Annotated in this window: 19 protein-coding genes and 1 riboswitch; of the genes, 11 read left to right on the top strand and 8 right to left on the bottom strand. The window is 67.7% G+C overall.

Annotation, left to right across the window (positions count from 1 at the left end):
- Positions 1-89: 89 nt before the first annotated feature.
- Together queD and DI041_RS09795 are read left to right on the top strand one after the other, a co-directional pair.
- Positions 90-452 carry a 6-carboxytetrahydropterin synthase QueD gene (gene queD / locus DI041_RS09800; RefSeq protein WP_046984141.1) on the top strand — a complete coding sequence of 121 codons (363 nt, stop codon included), beginning with the start codon at positions 90-92 and terminating at the stop codon, positions 450-452.
- A 117-nt stretch (positions 453-569) separates the two neighbouring features.
- Positions 570-923: a phasin family protein gene (locus tag DI041_RS09795; RefSeq protein WP_046984142.1), complete on the top strand. Its 354-nt coding sequence runs from the start codon at positions 570-572 to the stop codon at positions 921-923.
- 448 nt (positions 924-1371) lie between these two features.
- Here the strand turns inward: DI041_RS09795 and asnB are convergent, their stop codons facing one another.
- Positions 1372-3273 (bottom strand): asparagine synthase (glutamine-hydrolyzing), encoded by a 1902-nt coding sequence (gene asnB / locus DI041_RS09790; RefSeq protein ID WP_136639265.1) that lies wholly within the window; start codon positions 3271-3273, stop codon positions 1372-1374.
- Positions 3274-3622: 349 nt separating this feature from the next.
- On the opposite strand from asnB, the gene DI041_RS09785 reads away from it, so the two are divergent.
- Both DI041_RS09785 and DI041_RS09780 read left to right on the top strand, forming a co-directional pair.
- Positions 3623-4312 (top strand): winged helix-turn-helix domain-containing protein, encoded by a 690-nt coding sequence (locus tag DI041_RS09785; RefSeq protein ID WP_004141029.1) that lies wholly within the window; start codon positions 3623-3625, stop codon positions 4310-4312.
- Positions 4309-5655, top strand: a complete 1347-nt coding sequence (locus DI041_RS09780; RefSeq protein ID WP_046983053.1) for an ATP-binding protein — start codon at positions 4309-4311, stop codon at positions 5653-5655. Before DI041_RS09785 ends, DI041_RS09780 begins: the two co-directional genes overlap by 4 nt.
- Here DI041_RS09780 and DI041_RS09775 read toward each other — a convergent pair.
- Complete coding sequence (locus tag DI041_RS09775; RefSeq protein ID WP_136639264.1) at positions 5652-7121, bottom strand: sensor histidine kinase; 1470 nt, start codon at positions 7119-7121, stop codon at positions 5652-5654. The two genes, DI041_RS09780 and DI041_RS09775, sit on opposite strands and share 4 nt — an antisense overlap.
- Positions 7118-7837: a response regulator transcription factor gene (locus tag DI041_RS09770; protein WP_046983055.1), complete on the bottom strand. Its 720-nt coding sequence runs from the start codon at positions 7835-7837 to the stop codon at positions 7118-7120. Before DI041_RS09770 ends, DI041_RS09775 begins: the two co-directional genes overlap by 4 nt.
- Before the next feature lie 144 nt (positions 7838-7981).
- On the opposite strand from DI041_RS09770, the gene msrB reads away from it, so the two are divergent.
- From msrB to DI041_RS09750, 4 genes are all read left to right on the top strand, one after another.
- Positions 7982-8554 carry a peptide-methionine (R)-S-oxide reductase MsrB gene (msrB, locus tag DI041_RS09765; protein WP_136639263.1) on the top strand — a complete coding sequence of 191 codons (573 nt, stop codon included), beginning with the start codon at positions 7982-7984 and terminating at the stop codon, positions 8552-8554.
- A 2-nt stretch (positions 8555-8556) separates the two neighbouring features.
- On the top strand, positions 8557-10326 hold the full coding sequence (locus DI041_RS09760; RefSeq protein WP_136639262.1) for a cytochrome c biogenesis protein DipZ: 1770 nt from the start codon (positions 8557-8559) through the stop codon (positions 10324-10326).
- A 14-nt stretch (positions 10327-10340) separates the two neighbouring features.
- Positions 10341-11078: a peptide-methionine (S)-S-oxide reductase MsrA gene (gene msrA, locus DI041_RS09755; protein WP_136639261.1), complete on the top strand. Its 738-nt coding sequence runs from the start codon at positions 10341-10343 to the stop codon at positions 11076-11078.
- A gap of 142 nt (positions 11079-11220) precedes the next feature.
- Positions 11221-12669, top strand: coding sequence for an aminotransferase-like domain-containing protein (locus DI041_RS09750; RefSeq protein WP_046983059.1), 1449 nt, complete (start codon positions 11221-11223; stop codon positions 12667-12669).
- A 75-nt stretch (positions 12670-12744) separates the two neighbouring features.
- Here DI041_RS09750 and bioD read toward each other — a convergent pair whose 3' ends face one another.
- Positions 12745-13428 carry a dethiobiotin synthase gene (bioD, locus tag DI041_RS09745; RefSeq protein WP_046983060.1) on the bottom strand — a complete coding sequence of 228 codons (684 nt, stop codon included), beginning with the start codon at positions 13426-13428 and terminating at the stop codon, positions 12745-12747.
- Between the two features lie 68 nt (positions 13429-13496).
- On the opposite strand from bioD, the gene DI041_RS09740 reads away from it, so the two are divergent.
- Both DI041_RS09740 and DI041_RS09735 read left to right on the top strand, forming a co-directional pair.
- The gene (locus tag DI041_RS09740; RefSeq protein WP_004140850.1) at positions 13497-13979 is read left to right on the top strand and encodes a GAF domain-containing protein; all 483 of its coding nucleotides are present in this window, start codon (positions 13497-13499) and stop codon (positions 13977-13979) included.
- Entirely contained in the window at positions 13976-14338 is a 363-nt protein-coding gene (locus DI041_RS09735) for a TfoX/Sxy family protein (RefSeq protein ID WP_125892467.1), read from the top strand. Before DI041_RS09740 ends, DI041_RS09735 begins: the two co-directional genes overlap by 4 nt.
- Before the next feature lie 91 nt (positions 14339-14429).
- Here the strand turns inward: DI041_RS09735 and DI041_RS09730 are convergent, their stop codons facing one another.
- Positions 14430-15008 (bottom strand): histidine phosphatase family protein, encoded by a 579-nt coding sequence (locus tag DI041_RS09730; RefSeq protein WP_136639260.1) that lies wholly within the window; start codon positions 15006-15008, stop codon positions 14430-14432.
- A gap of 132 nt (positions 15009-15140) precedes the next feature.
- Positions 15141-15363: riboswitch (cobalamin riboswitch) on the top strand.
- Positions 15364-15477: 114 nt separating this feature from the next.
- Between DI041_RS09730 and btuB the strand changes: the two genes are divergently transcribed.
- A complete protein-coding gene (gene btuB, locus DI041_RS09725) occupies positions 15478-17319 on the top strand; it encodes a TonB-dependent vitamin B12 receptor (protein ID WP_136639259.1) in 1842 nt (613 codons plus the stop codon).
- Positions 17320-17410: 91 nt separating this feature from the next.
- Here the strand turns inward: btuB and gph are convergent, their stop codons facing one another.
- From gph to DI041_RS09710, 3 genes are all read right to left on the bottom strand, one after another.
- Positions 17411-18067, bottom strand: a complete 657-nt coding sequence (gene gph / locus DI041_RS09720) for a phosphoglycolate phosphatase (protein WP_136639258.1) — start codon at positions 18065-18067, stop codon at positions 17411-17413.
- A 63-nt stretch (positions 18068-18130) separates the two neighbouring features.
- Entirely contained in the window at positions 18131-18922 is a 792-nt protein-coding gene (locus DI041_RS09715) for a class I SAM-dependent methyltransferase (protein WP_136639257.1), read from the bottom strand.
- Positions 18919-19848, bottom strand: coding sequence for a LysR family transcriptional regulator (locus tag DI041_RS09710; protein ID WP_046983066.1), 930 nt, complete (start codon positions 19846-19848; stop codon positions 18919-18921). Before DI041_RS09710 ends, DI041_RS09715 begins: the two co-directional genes overlap by 4 nt.
- Between the last annotated feature and the right edge of the window lie 64 nt (positions 19849-19912).

The raw sequence follows: 19912 nt of genomic DNA, 5'->3' as shown, positions 1-19912 counted from the left end.
TCATCTCTTCATCCGGATGGAAAGAATTTCTTCACCAGGACCCAACATCCGCTCAGGCTCGCTGCCCGCGTGCGGCGTACAATCGCGCCATGGAAATCTTCAAAGTCTTCATGCTCGAGGCGGCGCACCGCCTCCCCAACGTGCCGCCGGGGCACAAGTGCGCGCGCCTGCATGGCCACTCGTTCCGGGTGGAACTGAAGGTCGAGGGCGAGCCCGGCGCGCAGACGGGCTGGATCATGGATTTCGGCGACGTGAAGGCGGCCTTCCAGCCGATCTACGACCGCCTGGACCATCACTACCTCAATGACATCCCCGGCCTTGAGAACCCGACCAGCGAGAACCTGGCGGTGTGGATCTGGAACGAACTCAAGCCCAGCCTGCCGGCGCTGAGCGAGATCACCGTGCACGAAACCTGCACCTCCGGCTGCCGCTACCGCGGCCCGACGACCTGATCAACCCATTGATCTGAAAGGTGTTTCAAAGGCGCCTTGGGCGCCTTTGTTATTTTTGTTGCATTGCCGCATCAACGGCGTATGCTGCATTGCATCAAGCCACTCCCTGATGCCCCCATGGCCTCCGCCTTCAGCGATCGCTTCAGTGATGCAACCCGCCAGCTCGCCGCCGCGGCAACGCGCGCGAACCGGTTGGCGTTGGAGAACGCGGAAAGCATGTTCGGGGTGCAGCTGAAGGCAATGGAACGCAACCTGACCGCGACCGGCGGCTGGCTCGGCGAGCTGGCCCGCAGTGACGACGCGGCCGGGGTGCTCAACAAGGGCGCACAGCTGTGGCAGGACAACCTGCAGCGGCTGGGCCAGGCCCAGCAGGACGTGGTCGGCCTCGGCCTCCAGGCCGGCAAGGCCTGGTCCGAACTGGTGCAGGGCTACAACCAATCAACGGCGGACGCGAACGGCAACAGCCACTGACGCGACGCAACGCTCATTGCATGGGTCCCTCCCCCCATGCAATCCGGACCCGGCAGATCCCTCCCTCTGCCGGGTCTTTTTTTGCCTGTTGTCTGGATGGAAGAGCGCTTCTTCGTCTGGCATCTTTGCGAACTGAAGGGCCCCGCCGGGGCAGGCAGGGGTCTGGGCAAATGTCCCCCGGCGCCGGCCGTTGGCCGTCACCTCCTCCTTTACTTTGCCCAGACCCCTGCCTACCCCGACGAGGCTCGGCTTGCGGCAGGTAAAGCGCAGTGTTCGTGGCAGCCTTTCAACGGGGCGCCGACGAACTCCGAACGCAGGGCGGAGGCCCTTGCGTACGAAGTAAAGGGGGAGGTGACGGCCAACGGCCGGCGCCGGAGGACATTCGTACGCAAGGGCATCCGCCCTGCGCCATGCAGAATGAATCCGCCACACGCAAGACAGCAACGCCTCAGCGCCCGCGGCCACCGTGCCAGTGCTGGTGCCACGCCTGGAACATCAGCACGTTCCACAGGTGCGTGTGCCACTTGCGCTCACCCCGCAGGAAGGCCTCCCAGATGCCGCGCACGCGTACTGCATCGAAGCAGCCCTGGTTGCGCAGCAGCTGCGGGTCCAGCAGCGCCTCGGCCCAGTCGCGCAACGGACCGGCCAGCCAGCGTGCCATCGGAGGGCCGAAGCCGCGCTTGGGGCGGTACACCAGCGGTTCCGGCAGGTAACGCGCCAGCAGGTGTTTGAGGATCCGCTTGTGCTCACCGTCGTGGTATTTCAAATGCTGCGGCAGTCGCCAGGCCAGGCGCACCACCTCCATGTCCAGCAGCGGCGCACGTGTCTCCACGCCGGCCGCCATGCCGGCACGGTCGACCTTGGCGAGGATGCCCTCGGCCAGGTCCATGCGGAAATCCAGCAGCTGGATGCGCGCTTCAGCCGGCAGCGCGGTGTCCTGCTGCTGGAAGATCGTCATTGGTTCGCGCGCGCCCAGCACCACCTGTGCCGGCTGCCGCCAGCGGGTGACGCGCTGCAGGTAATGACCTTCCACGTCATTGGCGGCAACCTCGGCCACCAGCGCGCGCCAGCCACCGAGGCGCCCACGTTCGACGTTCATGCGGTTGCCGCTGCGCCGCGCCAGGTCACGCACCCAGTCCGGCAGGCCACCGCAAAGGCGTGCGTTACGCAGTGCGCGGCCATAGCTGGGATGGCCGAAGAACAGCTCATCGCCACCGTCGCCGGTCAGCGCCACCGGCTTGCGCGCGCCCAGCAGCTCGCTGGCCAACAGGGTCGGCAGCTGCGAGGCGTCGGCAAATGGCTCACACCAGACCTGAGGCAGCCGCTGCAGCAGGTCCAAACCCTGCCGCGCGTCCATCCGGTGCAGGTGATGCTGCACGCCCAGGTGACGCGCGACCTGCGAGGCCCAGTCGCTCTCATCGTGGCCCGGATCGTCGAAGCCCACCGTCCATGCCTCGATCGGCAGCGTCGACTGCGCCTGCATCATTGCCGTCACCAGTGAGGAGTCGGTGCCGCCGGACAGGAACGCGCCGCAGGCCAGCGGCGAATGCATGCGTGAAGCAATGGCCTTCTGCAGTACTGCTTCGAGCTGGTCGGTGGCCTGTTCCAGGCTGGGTGCGGGGTACAAGGGTTCCTGCAGGGCGCTGTGCATCGCATCGCGTGCGCACCAGTAGCGCGAACCACCCTGCGCGGCCTGGCTGGATCCACCGGCGGCGTGGTCGTTCAGATCGATACGCAGCATCGCGCCGGCCACCAGCTTATGGATGCCGCGGTAGATGGTGTGCGGCGCCGGGACATAGTCGTGGCGCAGCAGCAGGCTCAGCGCATCCTGGTCGATGCTCGGCGCGAAACCGGCGAACGCCTGCAGCGCCTTCAGTTCGGAGGCGAACAGGAACTGGCCCTGGTACCAACCGTAGTACAGCGGCCGCTCGCCTACCGGGTCACGTGCCAGCCACAGCACGCGCGACTCGCGGTCCCACACACTGAAACCGAACGCGCCCTCGATACGCGACAGCGCCCGCTCCACGCCCCACTCGACAATTGCCTGCAGCAGCAGCCGTGCATCGCTGCAGCTGCGCGGCAGATCGCGCAGCTGCGACTGCAGGTCAGCCCGGTTGTACAGGCGACCGTCCAGGCACAGCACGTAACGGCCACAGTCCGAACTCAGCGGCTGCAGCGGGGTGTCGGTCGGCGCCCGGCAGTGGCCCAGCGCCAGGCCAGCCTCGGCATCGGTCCAGTAACCAATGCGGCCACGGCCACGTTGCTGCAGGGCGCGAAGCATCGGCGCCAGCTGCTGCAGCAGGTGCTCGTCCTCGGCCGGCGGCAGCCAGGCGCCGACCACGCCGCTCATCGGATACCCCCGCAATGGCGGCGGCGGGACAGGTTCGGCAGGGAGAAGGCAGCGGGCGACATGAGGACGGCACGCGGAACGGAGGAGACTCCATGCTCGGCCCGGCCCCTGCCCCGCGTCAGTCGCTTTGCTGTCAGCGATGGTCACCGGACGTATCACAAAGGTAACGTTTTGTAACGGCAACAAGCTATGCTGGACGCCAAGTTGTTGCCAGGCCTGAGGCCCGGCCCGCGCGCCAGCAACCCCGGCTGAATGGCGCCCGCCCCCAGGACCCGGGCGGCCCGATGGCTGGGATAGCATCGCCGCGCTCGTGCCGTGGCGGTACGTACGCCCCACGGAGGCCTTGAAAATGCTGGATATCGTACTGGTCGAAGACGATGCCCGCCTCGGTACGATGGTCAGCGACTATCTGCAGCGGCATGGCTATCAGGTCGCCCACGAGCGCAGTGGCGAACGCGCGGTGGCCCGGATCCTGGCCGAAAAGCCCGCCCTGGTCCTGCTGGATGTCGGCCTGCCCGACCAGGATGGTTTCGAAGTGTGTCGGCAGATCAGGCCCCACTATGACGGCATCATCTGCGTGCTGACCGCGCGTACCGACAACATCGACCAGGTGCTCGGGCTGGAACTGGGCGCCGATGACTACATCGGCAAACCGATTGAACCCCGGGTGCTGCTGGCGCGCCTGCGTGCCCATCTGCGCCGCCACCGCCGGGTCGAGCCGCGTGACGGCAGCCTGCGCTTCGGCGAGCTGAACATCGACCCGTCCACCCGTAACGTGCACCTGCAGGGCAGCCTGCTGGAGCTGACCACCGCCGAGTTCGACCTGCTGTTCCTGCTGGCCAGCAACGCCGGGCAGATCCTCGACCGCGATGCGCTGCTGCGCGGCCTGCGTGGCATCGCCTTTGACGGCCTGGACCGTTCGATCGATGCGCGCATTTCGCGCCTGCGCCGCAAACTGGGCGACAACCCGGAACAGCCGGAACGGATCAAGACCGTCCGCGGCCGCGGCTACCTGTTCAGCCGCTCGGCATGGGGATGAAGCGCACGCCCTCGGCGATGCGCGGCCACGCCTTCCACTTCCTGCGCTATGGCATCGGCTTCCTGGTCGCCCACCTGCTGCTGATCGTGCTCGGCCTGTGGGCCTGGGACGCCCTGCTGGAAGACCGCACCGAGGCCGGCCTGCAGGCCGAGATGCGCGGTACCCACTCGTTGCTGCAGCACCGTTTCGCCGAGACACCGCGCGACCAGTGGCCCGCACTGGCGCGTGAACTCGACGCTGATTTCGCCTATGCGCTGCGCATGCTGCCACTGGCCGAGGCAGTGAAGGAACTGCCAGCCAGCCAGCGTCCTGCCTTCAACAACGGCCGCGTGCAGATCGACCTGGAACACATGCGCAGCCTGCAGCGGATCGGCGACAGCGACTATGCGGTGATGCTGGGACCGTTGGACGAAGCGCTACCCGATGAGGGATGGCAGGACAGCGAAGTGTCCGGCGTGGCGATCCTGCTTCTGATCCTGATGGTGGCCGTAGCCCTGCCGATGTACGTAATGGTCTACCGCCTGTGGCGCGATGTGTCGCAGCTGGCGCAGGCCGCGCGGCAGATGCGCGACGGCCAGCTGGACACGCGTGCGCCGCGTGCCGGCACCGCGCTGGTGCGGCCGCTGGCCAATGCCTTCAACCACATGGCCGAGCAGCTGCAGCAACTGCTGGAGAGCCAGCGCGTGCTGGCACAGGCGGTGGCGCATGAAGTGCGCACACCGTTGGCACGGATGCGCTTCGGCCTGGCCGATCTGGAGGACACCGCGCTCGACGAGATCCAGCGCGATGCGCTGGGTGGCCTGCGCACCGACGTTGACCGGCTGCAGCACCTTACCGATGCCGGTGTCGAGTACGCCGCGCTTGGCCGCTGCCATCAGCTGACCCGCCAGCGCCTGCAGCTGGCCGCGCTGGTGCGCGGCGTTGTGGCCCAGTTCGCACCGCTGCCGATGCCGGTGCAGCAGGTGCTCTCACCTACCGGCCTGGTCAACGTCAACCGGCACATGCTGGAACTCGCGTTGCGCAACCTGCTCGGCAATGCCTTGCGTTATGCGCGGCGGCAGATCCGCATCGCCAGCACGGTCAACGACGGTTGGCTGTGCCTGCAGGTGGAGGACGACGGCCCGGGCATTGCGCCCGAACTGCGCGGCCAGGTGCTGCAGCCGTATGTGCGGCTGGATCCGGGCAGCCCCGGTTTCGGTCTCGGCCTGGCACTGGTGCAGGTGGTGGCCGACAAGCATGGCGGCCACGTCGAGGTAACCGATTCAGAGCTGGGCGGTGCCTGTATCCGCCTGCACCTGCCGTTGGAAACCGGCGGCATCGTAGAGTGCGAAGCGGCCTGCTAGGCCGCTGGTTCCGCACGCGGCAAGGCAAACACGAACAGCGCGCCACGCTCACTGTCGCGCAGTTCGATGCGGCGGCCATGCAGCTGCACGATCCGCTGCACGATCAGCAGGCCAAGCCCACCGTTCTCGCCACGCCGTGCGCCCAGCGCGGCCGGCGCCTGGAACAACTGCGCTCGCAGCGCCGCTGCCACGCCGGGACCATCATCGGCCACGCTCACCTCGATGCTATCCGCGGTCGCACGCAGGCACACTTCGATCCGGCCACCTTCCGGTGCGTGCCGCAATGCATTGTCGAGCAGGTTGGTCAGCACCCGCTCGACCAGGCCCAGGTCGGCACGTACCAGCGGCAGGCCCGGCGGGAATTCCGCGTGCAGGTGCTGGTTGCGCGCCTGCGCGGCCAGCTCGAACTTCTGCAGTACGTCCTGCAGCAGTTCCGGCAGCGCGAACACTTCCCACTCCAGGCGCACTTCGCCGTGCTCCAGCCGCGCCAGCTCGAACAGCGCGCGCGCCAGCCGACCAACCTTGGCGCTCTGTGCAAGCGCGATACCGAGGTACCGGCGGCGCTCGTCCGGCGACAGCGTGGCGTCCTTCAGCGCCAGCGTTTCCAGGTAGCCATGCAGCGACGACAACGGCGTACGCAGGTCGTGCGAGATGTTGGCGACCAGCTCGCGGCGCTGCAGGTCCTGCTGGCGCAGCTGCTGCCATTGTTCACCCAGCCGCTGCGCCATCTGCGCATGCGCATGTTCAAGGATCACCAGTTCGTCGCGCTCGCCTGGGCGCAGCGGCTCGGGTGGCGGCAACGGTGTCGGCGCATCGATGTCGAAGGCCTGGATGCGCCGGGTAAGCCGCCGCAGCGGACGGGTCACCCAGTAGAACGCCACCAACCCGGCCAGCAGGCCGAGGCTGCCAACCAGCATCACCGACCACCAGGTGGTGTTCCACTGGCTGCCGGCCGCGAGGTCGTCGGCGAGCATCTGCCGGTGTTCGCCGACCAGCACCACGTACACGTAGCCGGCCTGGCGACCCTGGACGATCAACGGTGCGGCGCTGAACACCTTGCGGCCATCAGCGCTGCGCGGGTCATCGCCGAGGATCGGCAGCGGCGCACCGGCCAGCAGGCGGCGCAGCGGTGCCACGTCCACCTTGTTGCGCACCAGATGGCCGCTGGGTGCATCGTGGCCGAGAATGCGGCCCTGATCGTCCAGCAGGTACACCTCGACGCTGGGATTGACCGCCATCAGCTGGCCGAACAGCGCGCGTACCGCCGCATCGCGCATGCCACTGGTGTCCATCAGTTCGCTGCGCTGGGCGATGTGTTCGGCCAGGCCCAGCGACAACCGCTGCACCACCTCCTGTTCGTGACGGGTATTGGCACGCATCTGCAGCGCCAGCAGCGCCATGCAGCACATCAGCATCAGCGCGGCGATCACCGCTGCCAGCTTCTGCCACAGATTGGGCTTGATCATGCCGCCGCTCCGGCCGGGTCGACCAGCTTGTAGCCGCGGCCCCACACCGTCAGCAGCCGCCGCGGGTTGGCCGGGTCCGGCTCGATCTTGCTGCGCAGGCGGTTGATGTGGGTATTGACCGTATGCTCGTAACCATCGTGCTGGTAACCCCAGACCTGGTTGAGCAGTTCCATGCGCGCGAACACCTGGTCCGGGTGGCGTGCGAAGAACAGCAACAGGTCGAATTCGCGCGGGGTCAGTTCCAACGCGTTGCCATCCACCGAGGCGGTGCGCGCGACCGGATCCAGCTGCAGCCCACCCAGCTCGATCGCGCCAGCATCGATACGCGCGCTCTGCGCCATCGCCTCGGCGCGGCGCAACAGGGCGCGCACCCGTGCCACCAGTTCCGGCATCGAGAAGGGTTTTGCCAGATAGTCGTCCGCGCCCAGTTCCAGGCCGACAATGCGCTGGGTCTCGCTGCCGCGCGCGCTGATGATGATGATCGGCACGTAGCGCGCCATCGCGCGTGCACGCTGGCACACCTGCAGGCCGTCCACGCCTGGCAGCATCACATCCAGCACCAGCGCATCCCATGGGCCGTCCTGCTCGAGCAGGCGCAGGCCGGCGTCTCCGCTGGCAGCATGGGCGACGTCATAGCCTTCGTCAGCCAGGTGCATGCGCAGCAGGTCAGCGATGTGGGCATCGTCTTCGACGATCAGCACGCGTTTGGTCGACATCGGCAGCTCGGGGCCAGTGGGGAGGCTGCCCGCATTGTGGCGCGGGACGGCCGCCGATACCTCACGAAAAATTGAATCCTGCGTGAGGATTCGTTGACCCGGGCGGGCGCAGCATGGCCCCGTCGCCCCTTCCCGGAGTCCGCCATGTCCCTCACCCGCCGCCATCTGCTGGGCCTGGGCGGTGTTGCCACCGCCGCCGGCCTGCTTGGCCTGGGGGCCTGCAGCCGCGCTGCTCCGGCCGCCGCCGAAGCGCGCCCGTCGCGACAGTTCGAGGTGATGCACAGCGATGCCGACTGGCGCCAGCGACTGACCCCGGCGCAGTACGCGGTGCTGCGCCAGCAGGCCACTGAGCGCCCGTACAGCAGCCCGCTCAACAAGGAACATCGGCAAGGCACCTTCGCCTGCGCCGGCTGTGCGCAGCCGCTGTTCTCTTCCTCCACCAAGTTCGAGAGCGGCACCGGTTGGCCCAGCTTCTGGGCGCCGCTACACAACGCCATCGGCGAAGACCGCGACGTCACCTTCGGCATGCTGCGGGTAGAGGTGCATTGCCGCCGCTGCGGTGGTCACCTCGGCCATGTGTTCAACGACGGCCCGCGTCCGACTGGACTGCGCTACTGCATGAACGGTGCGGCGATGGTGTTCGTTCCCGGCGCCACTGATGGCACCGCCGATGGCTGGCGGGTGCCGGTCGGTTCTTCCTCTGCTTCCGGAGCCTGACGATGCTGCTGTTGCTGCTTGCCTACCTCGGGGGCGCGCTGACCCTGCTCAGTCCCTGCATCCTGCCGGTGCTGCCGTTCGTGTTCGCACGCGCCGACCGTCCATTCCTGCGCAGCACGCTGCCGTTGCTGCTGGGCATGGCGCTTACCTTCACCGTGGTCGCCAGCCTGGCCGCTGTGGGCAGCCAATGGGTGGCGCAGGCCAACCAGGTCGGGCGCTGGATCGCCCTGCTGCTGATGGCGCTGTTTGCCGTGGCGCTGCTGTGGCCACGACTGGCCGACCATCTGCTGGCGCCGTTCCAGCGTGTGGGTGCACGCTTGAGCGCACGCGCCGATGCCGCGGACGCCGCAGGACGTGGCGGCGCATGGACCTCGCTGCTGATCGGCGTCGCCACCGGTCTGCTGTGGGCGCCCTGTGCCGGTCCGATTCTTGGCCTGGTGCTGACCGGTGCCGCGCTGCACGGTGCCAGCGTCGGCACCAGTACCCTGCTGCTTGCCTATGCATTGGGTGCGATCACTGCGCTGGCGTTGGCGGTGTGGGTCGGCGGCCGCGTGTTCCGTGCGCTGCAGGCGCGGCTCGGCCTCGGCGACGCACTGCGCAAGGTGCTGGGCGTGGCCGCACTGCTGGCCGTGGTGGCGATCGGCCTGGGCTGGGACACTGGCCTGCTGACCCGCCTGTCCACGGTCAGCACCGCGCGCATCGAGCAGGGCCTGCTGGACGCCGTGCCCGGTGCGCAGCCGGCGGCACCGCCGATGATGATGATGGCTGGCCCCAATGCGGGAGCAGATGCACCGCTGCCAGTGGAAGGCACCCTGCCCGCACTGGACGGTGCCACGGGTTGGCTCAACAGTCCGCCGCTGACCGCGCAGCAGCTGCGTGGCAAGGTGGTGCTGGTCGACTTCTGGACCTACTCCTGCATCAACTGCCTGCGCGCGATGCCGTTCGTGCACGAATGGGAACGTCGCTACCGTGACCATGGGCTGGTGGTGATCGGCGTACACACGCCGGAGTTCGCCTTCGAACGCAACCCGAGCAACGTGATGAAGGCGGTGCAGGAACTGAAGGTCGAGTACCCGGTGGCGCTCGACAACCAGTACACGATCTGGCGCGCGTTCAACAACCGCTACTGGCCGGCGCAGTACTTCGTCGATGCACAGGGCAACATCCGCGGCCACCAGTTCGGCGAGGGCAACTATGCACGCTCGGAACAAGTGATCCGCCGGCTGCTGACCGAAGCCGGGCAGACCAACCTGCCACCACCGGCCGACCCCGCCGCAGCCGACCTGCAGGGCGTGGCCGTGCAGGCCGACATGAGCAACCTGCGCTCGCCGGAGACCTATCTGGGCCACGCGCGTGCCGAGCAGTTCGCCTCACCCGGCGGCCAACGCAGCGATAGGCCGTTCGACTACACGCTGCCAACCACCCTGGCACTGAACCAGTGGGGCCTGTCCGGACGCTGGACCGTCACCGACGAGGCCGCGCAGCTGCAGCAGGCCGGTGGCCGCATCGCCTTCCAGTTCCACGCGCGGGACCTGCACCTGGTGCTGGCACCGAGCCAGGACGGCACGCCGGTACGGTTCCGCGTGTGGCTGGACGGCAAGCCGCTGACCGCTGCCGATGCCGGCAGCGATGTCGGTGCCGATGGCAGCGGCGTGGTCAATGAGCACCGCTTGTACCAGCTGGTTCGTCAGCGCGGCACGGTCGGCCCGCACCGCTTCGAGATCGAATTCCTCGACACGGGCGTGCAGGCCTACGCCTTCACCTTCGGTTGAAACGGGAGCACACGATGAAACTCTCTTTTGAACAAGGTATCGCCGCCGGTGTCGCCGGCCTGGTGGCTACTGCATTGATCGCTGGCGTGCTGCTGGTCGACCACGGTGCAGTCGCGGCACCGCTGGAAGCCGGCGCGCAGGCCAAGGCACTACCGGCGCCCAGCGGCGACGCCGCGTTCCGCAATGACGCCACCCACGCCAGCGTGGTGTTCGCCGGCGGTTGCTTCTGGGGCGTGCAGGGCGTATTCCAGCACGTCAAAGGCGTGAGCAATGCAGTGTCCGGCTACATCGGCGGCAGCGCCGCCGATGCACGCTATGAGCGGGTCAGCAGCGGCCAGACCGGTCATGCCGAGGCGGTGAAGATCGACTACGACCCACGCCAGGTCAGCTATGGGCAGCTGATGCAGGTGTTCTTCTCGGTGGTGCACGACCCGACCCAGCTCAACCGCCAGGGGCCGGACCACGGCAGCCAGTATCGATCGGCGATCTTCTCTGATGACGCGCGCCAGCAGGCTGCCAGCCGCGCCTACATCGCCCAGCTCGGCCAGGCCGGCAGCTATCGCGCGCCGATCGTCACCCAGCTCGGGAACGGCCAACGTTTCTACCCGGCCGAGAGCTACCACCAGAACTACATGATCAACTACCCGCAGGCGGCCTACATCCGCTACTACGACGCACCGAAGCTGGCCGCGCTGGGCAGGCAGTTCCCGGCGCTGTACCGGCGCGAGGCGGTGCTGGTTCCGATGCGCTGACGGCTCTACACACAAAAAAAGACGCACGGCCATCCAGCCGTGCGCTTGGGAAGTATCGGCCACGCCCCGATCAGGCCCGTCCGACAACGACATGCTAGGCTCGCCATCATCATGGGTACAGAACCAGATGGCGGAAAGTTCGATGGATACAGATGACCAGAGCGCGATGATCCCACCCCGCTACCAACGGCTGTCGGATGAACTGGCCGAAGCCATCCACGGCGGACGTCTTCCGGTTGGCAGCCGCTTGCCTTCGCTGCGGCAGATGGCGTCGCAGCGCCGGCTCAGCCTGAACACGGTGATCGCGGCCTATCGCCAGCTGGAAGATGCCGGCCTGGTGATTCCGCGGCCGAAGGCCGGCTTCGAAGTTGCGCCGCGGCTGTCGGTTCCGGAACGTTCGCTGCGCGACACTCCGTCCGCACCCACCGCGCCGCTGCAGCAGGTACTGATGGCCCGCGTGCTGGAGGCACAACGCCGCTCCGGTGTGATCGATCTGGCCTTTGCCGGTCCGCGCGGACGCCAGTTCTATCCCGGCGCACAGCTGGCCCGGCACACCGCGCAGGTACTGCGCCACGGTCAGCAGACAGTGGAAACCTACGCGCGCCCGAACGGCTCGCCGCGACTGCTGGCGCAGATCGTGCGGCGCGGTCCGCGCATGGGCCTGCACACCCACAGCGAGCGGCTGCTGCTGACCCACGGCGCGATGGAAGCCCTGCAGCTGGCCTTGCGTGCAGTGACCCAACCCGGTGATGCGGTCGGCATCGAAGCACCGTCCTACTTCAACCTGTACCCATTGCTGGCCAACCTCGGCCTGCAGGCCATCGAGCTGCCCACCCATCCGCAGCACGGGTTGGACGTCGACGCATTGGACGCACTGATGGAGCACACGCCGCTGGCCGCACTGGTGGTGATGCCGACCGTGCACAACCCGCTGGGCTGCACCATGCCGACAGTGGCCAAGCAACGCCTGGCCGAACTGGTCAACGCGCGCCAGCTGCCACTGATCGAAGATGCGGTGTACGCCGAACTGCAGTTCTGCGAGCCGCCGGCACCGCTGCTGAAGGCGTTTGATCGCGATGGCTGGGTGATGGTGGTCGGTGGTTTCTCCAAGACGCTGGCGCCGGACTACCGCATCGGTTGGCTGGACGGGGGGCGCTTCGCCGAGCGCATCGCACTGCTCAAGTTCCAGTCCACCGGTGGCGAACCGCAGCTGCTGGGCGATGCGGTGGCGGCGTATCTGGAAGCAGGCAGCTACGAACACCACCTGCATCGCATGCGCCGCTTGTACCGCGAACAGGTCGGTCGCCTGCGCCAGCTGGTGGCCGAACACTTCCCTGCCGGCACCCGTGCCACCGAGCCACAGGGTGGCTTCCTGCTGTGGCTGGAACTGCCGGGGGTGGATACCCGAGAACTGTTCGAACGTGCGCTGCAGGAAGACATCGTGTTCATGCCCGGCCAGGTGTATTCGCGCGGCGCGCGCTACCGTCACTGCTTGCGACTCTCATGCTGCCAGACGCTGGATGCGCGCTTCATCGGTGCGGTGGAGCGGCTCGGTGCGATCGCGAAGGAGCTGGCAGCTGCAACACGGTAGTGCCGGCCGCTGGCCGGCAACCTCGGGATCGCCGGGTGGATGCAGTTGCCGGCCAGCGGCCGGCACTACTCAGGGTCACTCGAGCAGGTGCGCCGCCAACGCTTCGCCATTCGCCCCCGGAAGGTTGGGCAACCGCCCCCAGCACGGCATTGGCAGGCGCTGCTGCAGCGTGGCGATGTTGTCATCCTGGCGCTGCATCGCCGGGTCGATATGATTGCCGATCCAGCCCAGGCACTCCACGCCGCTGGCCTGCAGTGACTGCGCGGTCAGCCGTGCGTGGTTGACGCAGCCCAGCCGCATGCCGACCACAAGCACTACCGGCAGATGCAACGCACGCACCAGATCGAGCTGGTCCAGCGTGGCCGAGACCGGCGCCAGCCAACCGCCAACGCCCTCCACCACCACGATGTCTGTCTGCGCGCGCAGGCGCTTGAATGCAGCCACGATCGGCGCCAGCTCCACCTGCACGCCGTCCTCGGCAGCAGCCAGCTCCGGCGCCAGCGGCTGCCGCAGCGCATACGGGTTCAGGTCGGCATAGTCCGGCACCGGCCAGCTGGCCGCCTGCAGCGCCAGCGCGTCCTCGTTGCGCAGGCCCTGTCCCAGATCCTCACTGCCGCTGGCCACCGGCTTCATGCCGACCGCGCGCAGGCCGCGCCGGCGCAGTGCATGCAGCAGCGCGGTGCTGGCCGCGGTCTTGCCGATCTCGGTATCGGTGCCGGTGACGAACAGGGCAGGCGGCAGCGTGGCGGGCAACGGCATCGATAAGCTCCAGCGGGGCAACAGAGCGTGCATTATCGCCGGCCCGGCGCGCTTGCTAGACTGCGGGCATGTTCGCCAATGCCTCGCTTACCGGCAGCAAGCCGGAACAATACGCCCAGCTGCTGGAACAGGCCCGTGGCCTGGTCTACGCCGAGTCCGACCGCATCGCCAACGCGGCCAACCTCTCGGCACTGGTCTACCACGCCCTGCCCGACCTGAACTGGGTGGGCTTCTACCTGTACGACGGCAAAGAGCTGGTGGTCGGTCCGTTCCAGGGCCTGCCGGCCTGCGTGCGCATCCCGCTGGACAAGGGCGTGTGCGGTGCCGCCGCCAGCCAGCGCGTGACCCAGCGCGTGGATGATGTCGATGCCTTCCCCGGCCACATCGCCTGCGATTCGGCCTCGCGCTCGGAACTGGTGGTGCCGTTGCTGCGTGGCGATGAACTGATCGGCGTGTTCGACATCGACAGCCCCAAGGTCGGCCGCTTCGATGCCGACGACCAGGCCGGCCTGGAAGCCATCGCCCGCGTGTTCGTCGAGGCGCTGGGATGAGCGCACCGAAGCTGCGCAACATCGGCCCGAAGAGTGCGGCGTGGCTGCGCCAGGTCGGCCTGCGCAGCCGCGAAGACCTGGTTGCGATTGGTGCCGTGGGCGCCTTCGTCAAGGTCAAGCGCGCAGGCTTCAAGCCCAGCCTGAACCTGCTGTACTCGCTGGAAGGCGCACTGCTGGACTGCCATTGGCAGGAACTGAGCGAGCCGCAGCGCGAGGCGCTGGTGCAGGACTATGAGGCGCGCATTGCCGCACATCCGTTGAAAGCGGCCGGCCCGGCCTCGGGCCCGGTGCATGAGCAGCGCTTCGACACCGATGATGACGCGGAAGACAGCGTGGCCGAGAGCGCCGACGAGGATTGAAGCCTCCGCGTTCCTGGGGATGCCGGCCAGCGGCCGGCACTACCACTGTGATGCGGGATCGGTAGCGCCGGGCCATGCCCGGCGAGTGGGCTCAGGGCTGCTGCAGCTCCAGCAGCTCGCCCACCACACTTACCTCACCGCGTTCCAGCCTCACCCGCAGGCGGGTGCCGTGGTCGATGCGCAAGGCCCAGCACAGCGACATCGGCAGGCCACAGACCTGCGACAGCACCATGCGCAGCGGGCCGCCATGGCTGACCACCAGCGTCGGCACCGGATCGTCATCATCGAGCAGGCGATCCAGCGCGCGCGCGATGCGCCGCTCAAAGTGGCCCCAGCTTTCACCGTTCGGCGGTGGGTACGCATGCGGATCTGCGTGGAAGGCCGCCAGTGCATCCTCCGGCAGGTCGAACAGCGACTGCCCGTCCCAATCACCGAAATCCAGTTCTTCCCATTCCTCGTCCGCGTCCACGTCCAGCCCGCGCGGGGTGGCCAGTGCCATGGCAGTGTGCAGCGAGCGCAGCCGCGGCGAGCTGATCACCCGCTCCCAGGGAAGCCCGCCGTAGGCCTCGACCAGTTCCTGTGGCAGGCGGGCCAGCTGCGGCGGATCGCTGCGGCCATCAAGGAATTCATCGCGACCATTGCCGGCGTGGCGGACCAGGTCGAGGATCATGCGTGCGTCCCATGCGGGCGACGCAGGTACAACGGAAAACGGGCGGACATCGGCAACTGCACCACGGGATCTGAGGGGCCATTCTAAGGGCAGTCGAGCAAGCTCGACGCTACGCGCTGCCTGCGATGCCGTAGACTGCGCGCACTTCCAGGTGACCTGCGGCCATGGCCGGCAGGTTGAAACGGGAAGCCGGTGACGCGTGATTCCACGCCATGCCGGCGCTGCCCCCGCAACGGTAAGCACGTCAGTTCCAGGCAAGACCGCCACTGTGCCGCAGGCATGGGAAGGCGCCTGGACGGTGGCCTCGCGCCACCTGGCGGCAAGCCCGGAGACCGGCCCGGAAGCCTCAGGTCGCGATGCGGTGGGCATGGCGCTGGATGACGCGGCCTGTGCTGCGGCATCGGCGCGTGCCAGCCTTCGCGGCTCCTCCCCTTCGCCACGCGGGCGTGCGTGGCACCTGGAGTCCCCCATGAAGCTGCAGTCCCGAATGCTGTCCCTGGCCGTGCTGGCCGCCCTGCCCGCGCTGGCCCAGGCCGCCGATGACACCACCGCGCTCGACCAGATCCTGGTCACCGCCACCCGCACCCCCATCGCCCTGCAGGACAGCATCGCGCCGGCGCAGGTGATCGACCGCGCGCAGATCGAATCCAGCCAGGCCACCTCGCTGCAGGAACTGCTGCGCGGCCGTGCCGGCATCAACCTGACCAACTCCGGCGGCCTCGGCAAGCAGAGCTCGCTGTTCCTGCGCGGCACCAACTCGGGCCACACCGTGGTGCTGGTCGATGGCGTGCGCATCAACAGTGCCGACCTCGGCCTGGCCATGTACCAGGACCTGCCACTGGCGCAGATCGAACGCGTCGAAATCGTACGCGGCCCGCAGTCAAGCCTGTACGGTGCCGATGCCATCGGCGGCGTGATCCAGATCTTCACCCGCCGCAACCAGGGCGACTTCGCCCCGCACTTCCAGCTCGGTGGCGGCAGCAACGGCCTGCGCGAAGCCAGCGGCGGCATCGGCGGTGGTACCGAGCGCGGCTGGTTCGGCGCCGACATCGCCTACCAGCACTCCGACGGCATTGATGCCTGCCGCGGCTCGGCTACGCTGTTCGCCGGCTGCTTTGCCGACGAACACGACCGCGACGGTTACCGCAACCTGTCCAAGAGCCTGCGCGGTGGCTACAGCTTCAATGACCAGTGGACCGTGGAAGGCAGCGCACTGCGCGCCGACGGCAAGAACCACTACGACGGTTACTACAACTACTCCGAAACCCGCCAGCAGGTGCTGGCCGGCAAGGTGCGCTACACCCCGTCCGAACGCCTGGCATTCACCGCCAATGTCGGCCGCAGCGACAACGAGTCAGACAACTTCGGCGCACCGGGTGTGTTCGGCAGTGCGCAGACCCATCGCAACAGCGCCTCGCTGCAGGGTGATTTCGGCCTGGCCGAGGGCCAGCTGCTGAGTGCCGGCGTGGACTGGAGCGAAGACAACCTGGATGGCAGCAGTGCCGGCTACCTCGTCGACAGCCGCCGCAACACCGGCGTGTTCGTGCAGTACCAGGGCCGCTTCGGCCGCCATCAGCTGCAGGCCAGCGCACGCAACGACGACAACCAGCAGTTCGGCAATCACGCCACCGGCAGCGTTGGCTGGGCCATGGAACTGGGCCACGGCCTGCGCGTCAATGCCAGCTACGGCACGGCGTTCAAGGCACCGACCTTCAGCGACCTGTACGACCCGTGGAGCGGCGTGCCGACGTTGAACCCGGAAAAGTCCAAGAGCGCCAACCTCGGTGTTTCGCAGCAGGGCCAGGGCTGGCATTGGGGCCTGGACGTGTACGAAACGCGCATCGATGATCTGATCACCTACGATGCATTCACGATGAAAATGCAGCAGGTGGAGAAGGCGCGCATCCGTGGCGCCGAACTGACCGGTGGCGTGCTGCTGGCCGGTTTCGACATCAATGCGCAGCTGAGCTACAGCGACCCGCGCAACCGCACCCACGGCAGCACCCAGTTCGACAACTGGCTGCCACGCCGCGCGCAACAGACCGCACGCCTGGACATCGACCGCCGCTTCGGCGATTTCCGCGCCGGCCTGACCGTGCAGGGTGCGGGCAAGCGCTATGACGACGCGGCGAACAGAGTGAAGGTTGGCGGCTACGGCACGCTGGACCTGCGCGCCGAGTACGCGCTGACGCCATCGTGGTCGCTGCTGGCGCGTGCCGCCAACGTGTTCGACCGCAGCTACGAGACCGTGGCGTGGTTCAACCAGCCCGGTCGCGAGTACCAGTTGAGCGTGCGTTACCAGCCGAAGTGAGCGCAACGTTCATGGTAGTGCCGGCCGCTGGCCGGCACTACCCATTGCGTCGGCCCGGGTTACCGCCCGGCGACCGGCGTTATCCGTTGAATCAGCCCTGCAACCCCGGCAGTTCACGCAGGTCGTCGATCACCGCCACCGCATGCGCAGTGGCCAGGTCCAGGCCGCGCGGGTAGCCGTAGCGCACCAGCGCGATCGGCATGCCGGCATCTTCGGCGGCGCGGTAGTCGGTCAGCGAATCACCCACCATCAGGCACTGCCCCACGGCCAAGCCGAAGTGCGCGGCGATGTGCCGCAGCGGTTCACCACTGGGCTTGCGCTGCGGCAGCGAATCGCCGCCCAGTATCAGCGCGAACGCATCACCGATGCCCAGGTGCTGCAGCAGCGGTGGCACCAGTGCTTCGGGCTTGTTGGTGCAGATCGCCAGCGGCACATTGCGTTCACGCAGCTTCGCCAGCGCTTCAGCAACGCCATCGAACAGGCGCGGGCTGCGCAGCAGGCATTCGCGGTAGTGCACCATGAACACTGGCATCACCTCGCTCATGTCGACCTCGCGGCCGGCCGCATGCACGGCCTGCTCCACCAGGCGGCGCACTCCGTCGCCGATCCAGCCCAGCACGGTAGCCTCCGGCACGCGCGCAACGCCGATGTCTTCCAGCGTGCGGTTCAGTGCTTCGGCGATATCGGCGGCGCTGTCGACCAGCGTGCCATCGAGGTCGAACACGACCAGCGGATAAGGATACGACAAGGAACGGCACCTGCATGACGTGGGGCCGTCCATTGTACGCCGCCCCTTTTTGGCAGTTCCGCCTCAGCCGATCCGGCGTGCGCGGGTCGCCAGGAAGGTGGGCAGATAGCGGTCGATCAGGAAGCGCGGCTGCGGCTGCCAGTCTTCCATGAAGCGATCGATGACGAAGCCGGCATCGAGCTGGCCGCCGATCAGTTCGGTCAGGCTGTGGCCGAAGGTCAGCGCGTCACCACGGGCCAGCTTCGCCTCGCGCTCGGCCGGTGCCAGGTCTTCCAGGTCCGAATAGGGAATGGCGTACTGCGGCCGGATCAGGCCTTGTGCATCCAGCTGCGGATCGCGCGCGCCGACGAACAGCACCGGGTTGTAGAAGCTGGCCATCAGCATGCCATCGCGCGCCAGCACGCGCCGGCATTCGGTCCACACCGGGCGCACATCGGGCACGTACAGGTTCGAGATCGGGTGGAACACCACATCGAAACTGTCGTTGGCGAACACGTGCAGATCGCGCATGTCACCCTGCACGGTGCGCAGCTGCAGGCCATCGCGCGCGGCGACCGCGCGGTCCTGTTCCAGCTGCCCATCGGACAGGTCGAACACGGTGACCTCGGCACCGGCCGCGGCCAGCACTGGCGCCTGCTGGCCACCGGCCGACGCCAGGCACAGGATGCGACGGCCGCGCACATCACCCAACCAGGCCAGCGGAAGCGCGCGCGGGGTCAGATGTACCTGCCAGCGGCCCTCGCGCGCGGCAGCAATCGTTGAGCTTTCCACCGGGCGCGACCATTCGCGCACTTCGCTGGCCTGGCGGTCCCAGGCAGCACGGTTGTGGTCGATCAAGGCCTGTCCATGGTTCATGTGTTCTCCTTGCCCGGTGGGCGCCAATCCAGATCCTGGAAGGCCGGGCTGGCGAAGCACTCGGCCAGGAAGTCCAGGAATCGCCGCATGATAGCGGGCTGCTGGCGCCGTGACGCGTACACCGCATGAATGCCGAGTTCGTCCAGGCTGAATTCGGGCAGCAGTTCGATCAGTTCGCCACTGCGCAGCAGCGGCGCCACCTGGTAGGTCGGCAGCATGGCGATGCCGGCACCGGCCCGCACCGCCTCCAGCAGCAGCGAAGCCTCATTGGCGCTGATGTTGCCGCCCACCGCCACCGACAGCGAACGCCCATCGCGGTGCAGCTGCCACAGGCTCTTGCCGACGTAATGGTGGGTCAGGCAGTTGTGTGCGGCCAGGTGCTCGGGCGCGGTCGGTGTGCCACGCGCCTGCAGGTAGGACGGCGTCGCGCACAGCACCGAGCGGCAGGTGGCCAACCGCCGTGCGATCAGGCTGGGATCGATCTGGCGCGCGATGCGTACTGCGAGGTCCACCCGCTCCTCCACGAGGTTCACGGTGCGGTCGACCAGCAGCAGCTCGATGCGTGCCGCTGGATGGCGCGCGACGAAGCCGGCCACGGCCCGTGCCAGGTGACTCTGCCCGAATGAGACGCTGGCGGTCACCCGCAGCGTGCCGTGCGGCTCGGGATCATCACTGGCCAGCTCGCCCTGCAGTTCTTCGCCGATCGCCAGCATCTGCCGGAAGCGCAACAGCGCCGACTCGCCGGGTCCGGTCAGGCTGACCCGGCGCGTGGTCCGGTGCAGCAGGCGCGCACCCAGCCAGCCCTCGACCTCGGCCAGGTAGCGGCTGACCATCGCCCGCGACATGTCCAGCACTTCAGCAGCGGCCGTCAGGCTGCCGCGCTCGGCCACCTCGACGAACACGGTCATGGCGGTCATTCGGTCCATATGCTCGATCCATGCAACAAACAAGCGCGTTATACGCTGTTTTTCGAGCGACTGCAGCGGCCTA

Source organism: Stenotrophomonas maltophilia (assembly GCF_004920835.1).
Taxonomy (GTDB): Bacteria; Pseudomonadota; Gammaproteobacteria; order Xanthomonadales; family Xanthomonadaceae; genus Stenotrophomonas; species Stenotrophomonas maltophilia_AQ.
The sequence above is the reverse complement of the archived record's forward strand: the minus strand, read 5'-3'. Positions and strand labels throughout refer to the sequence as shown.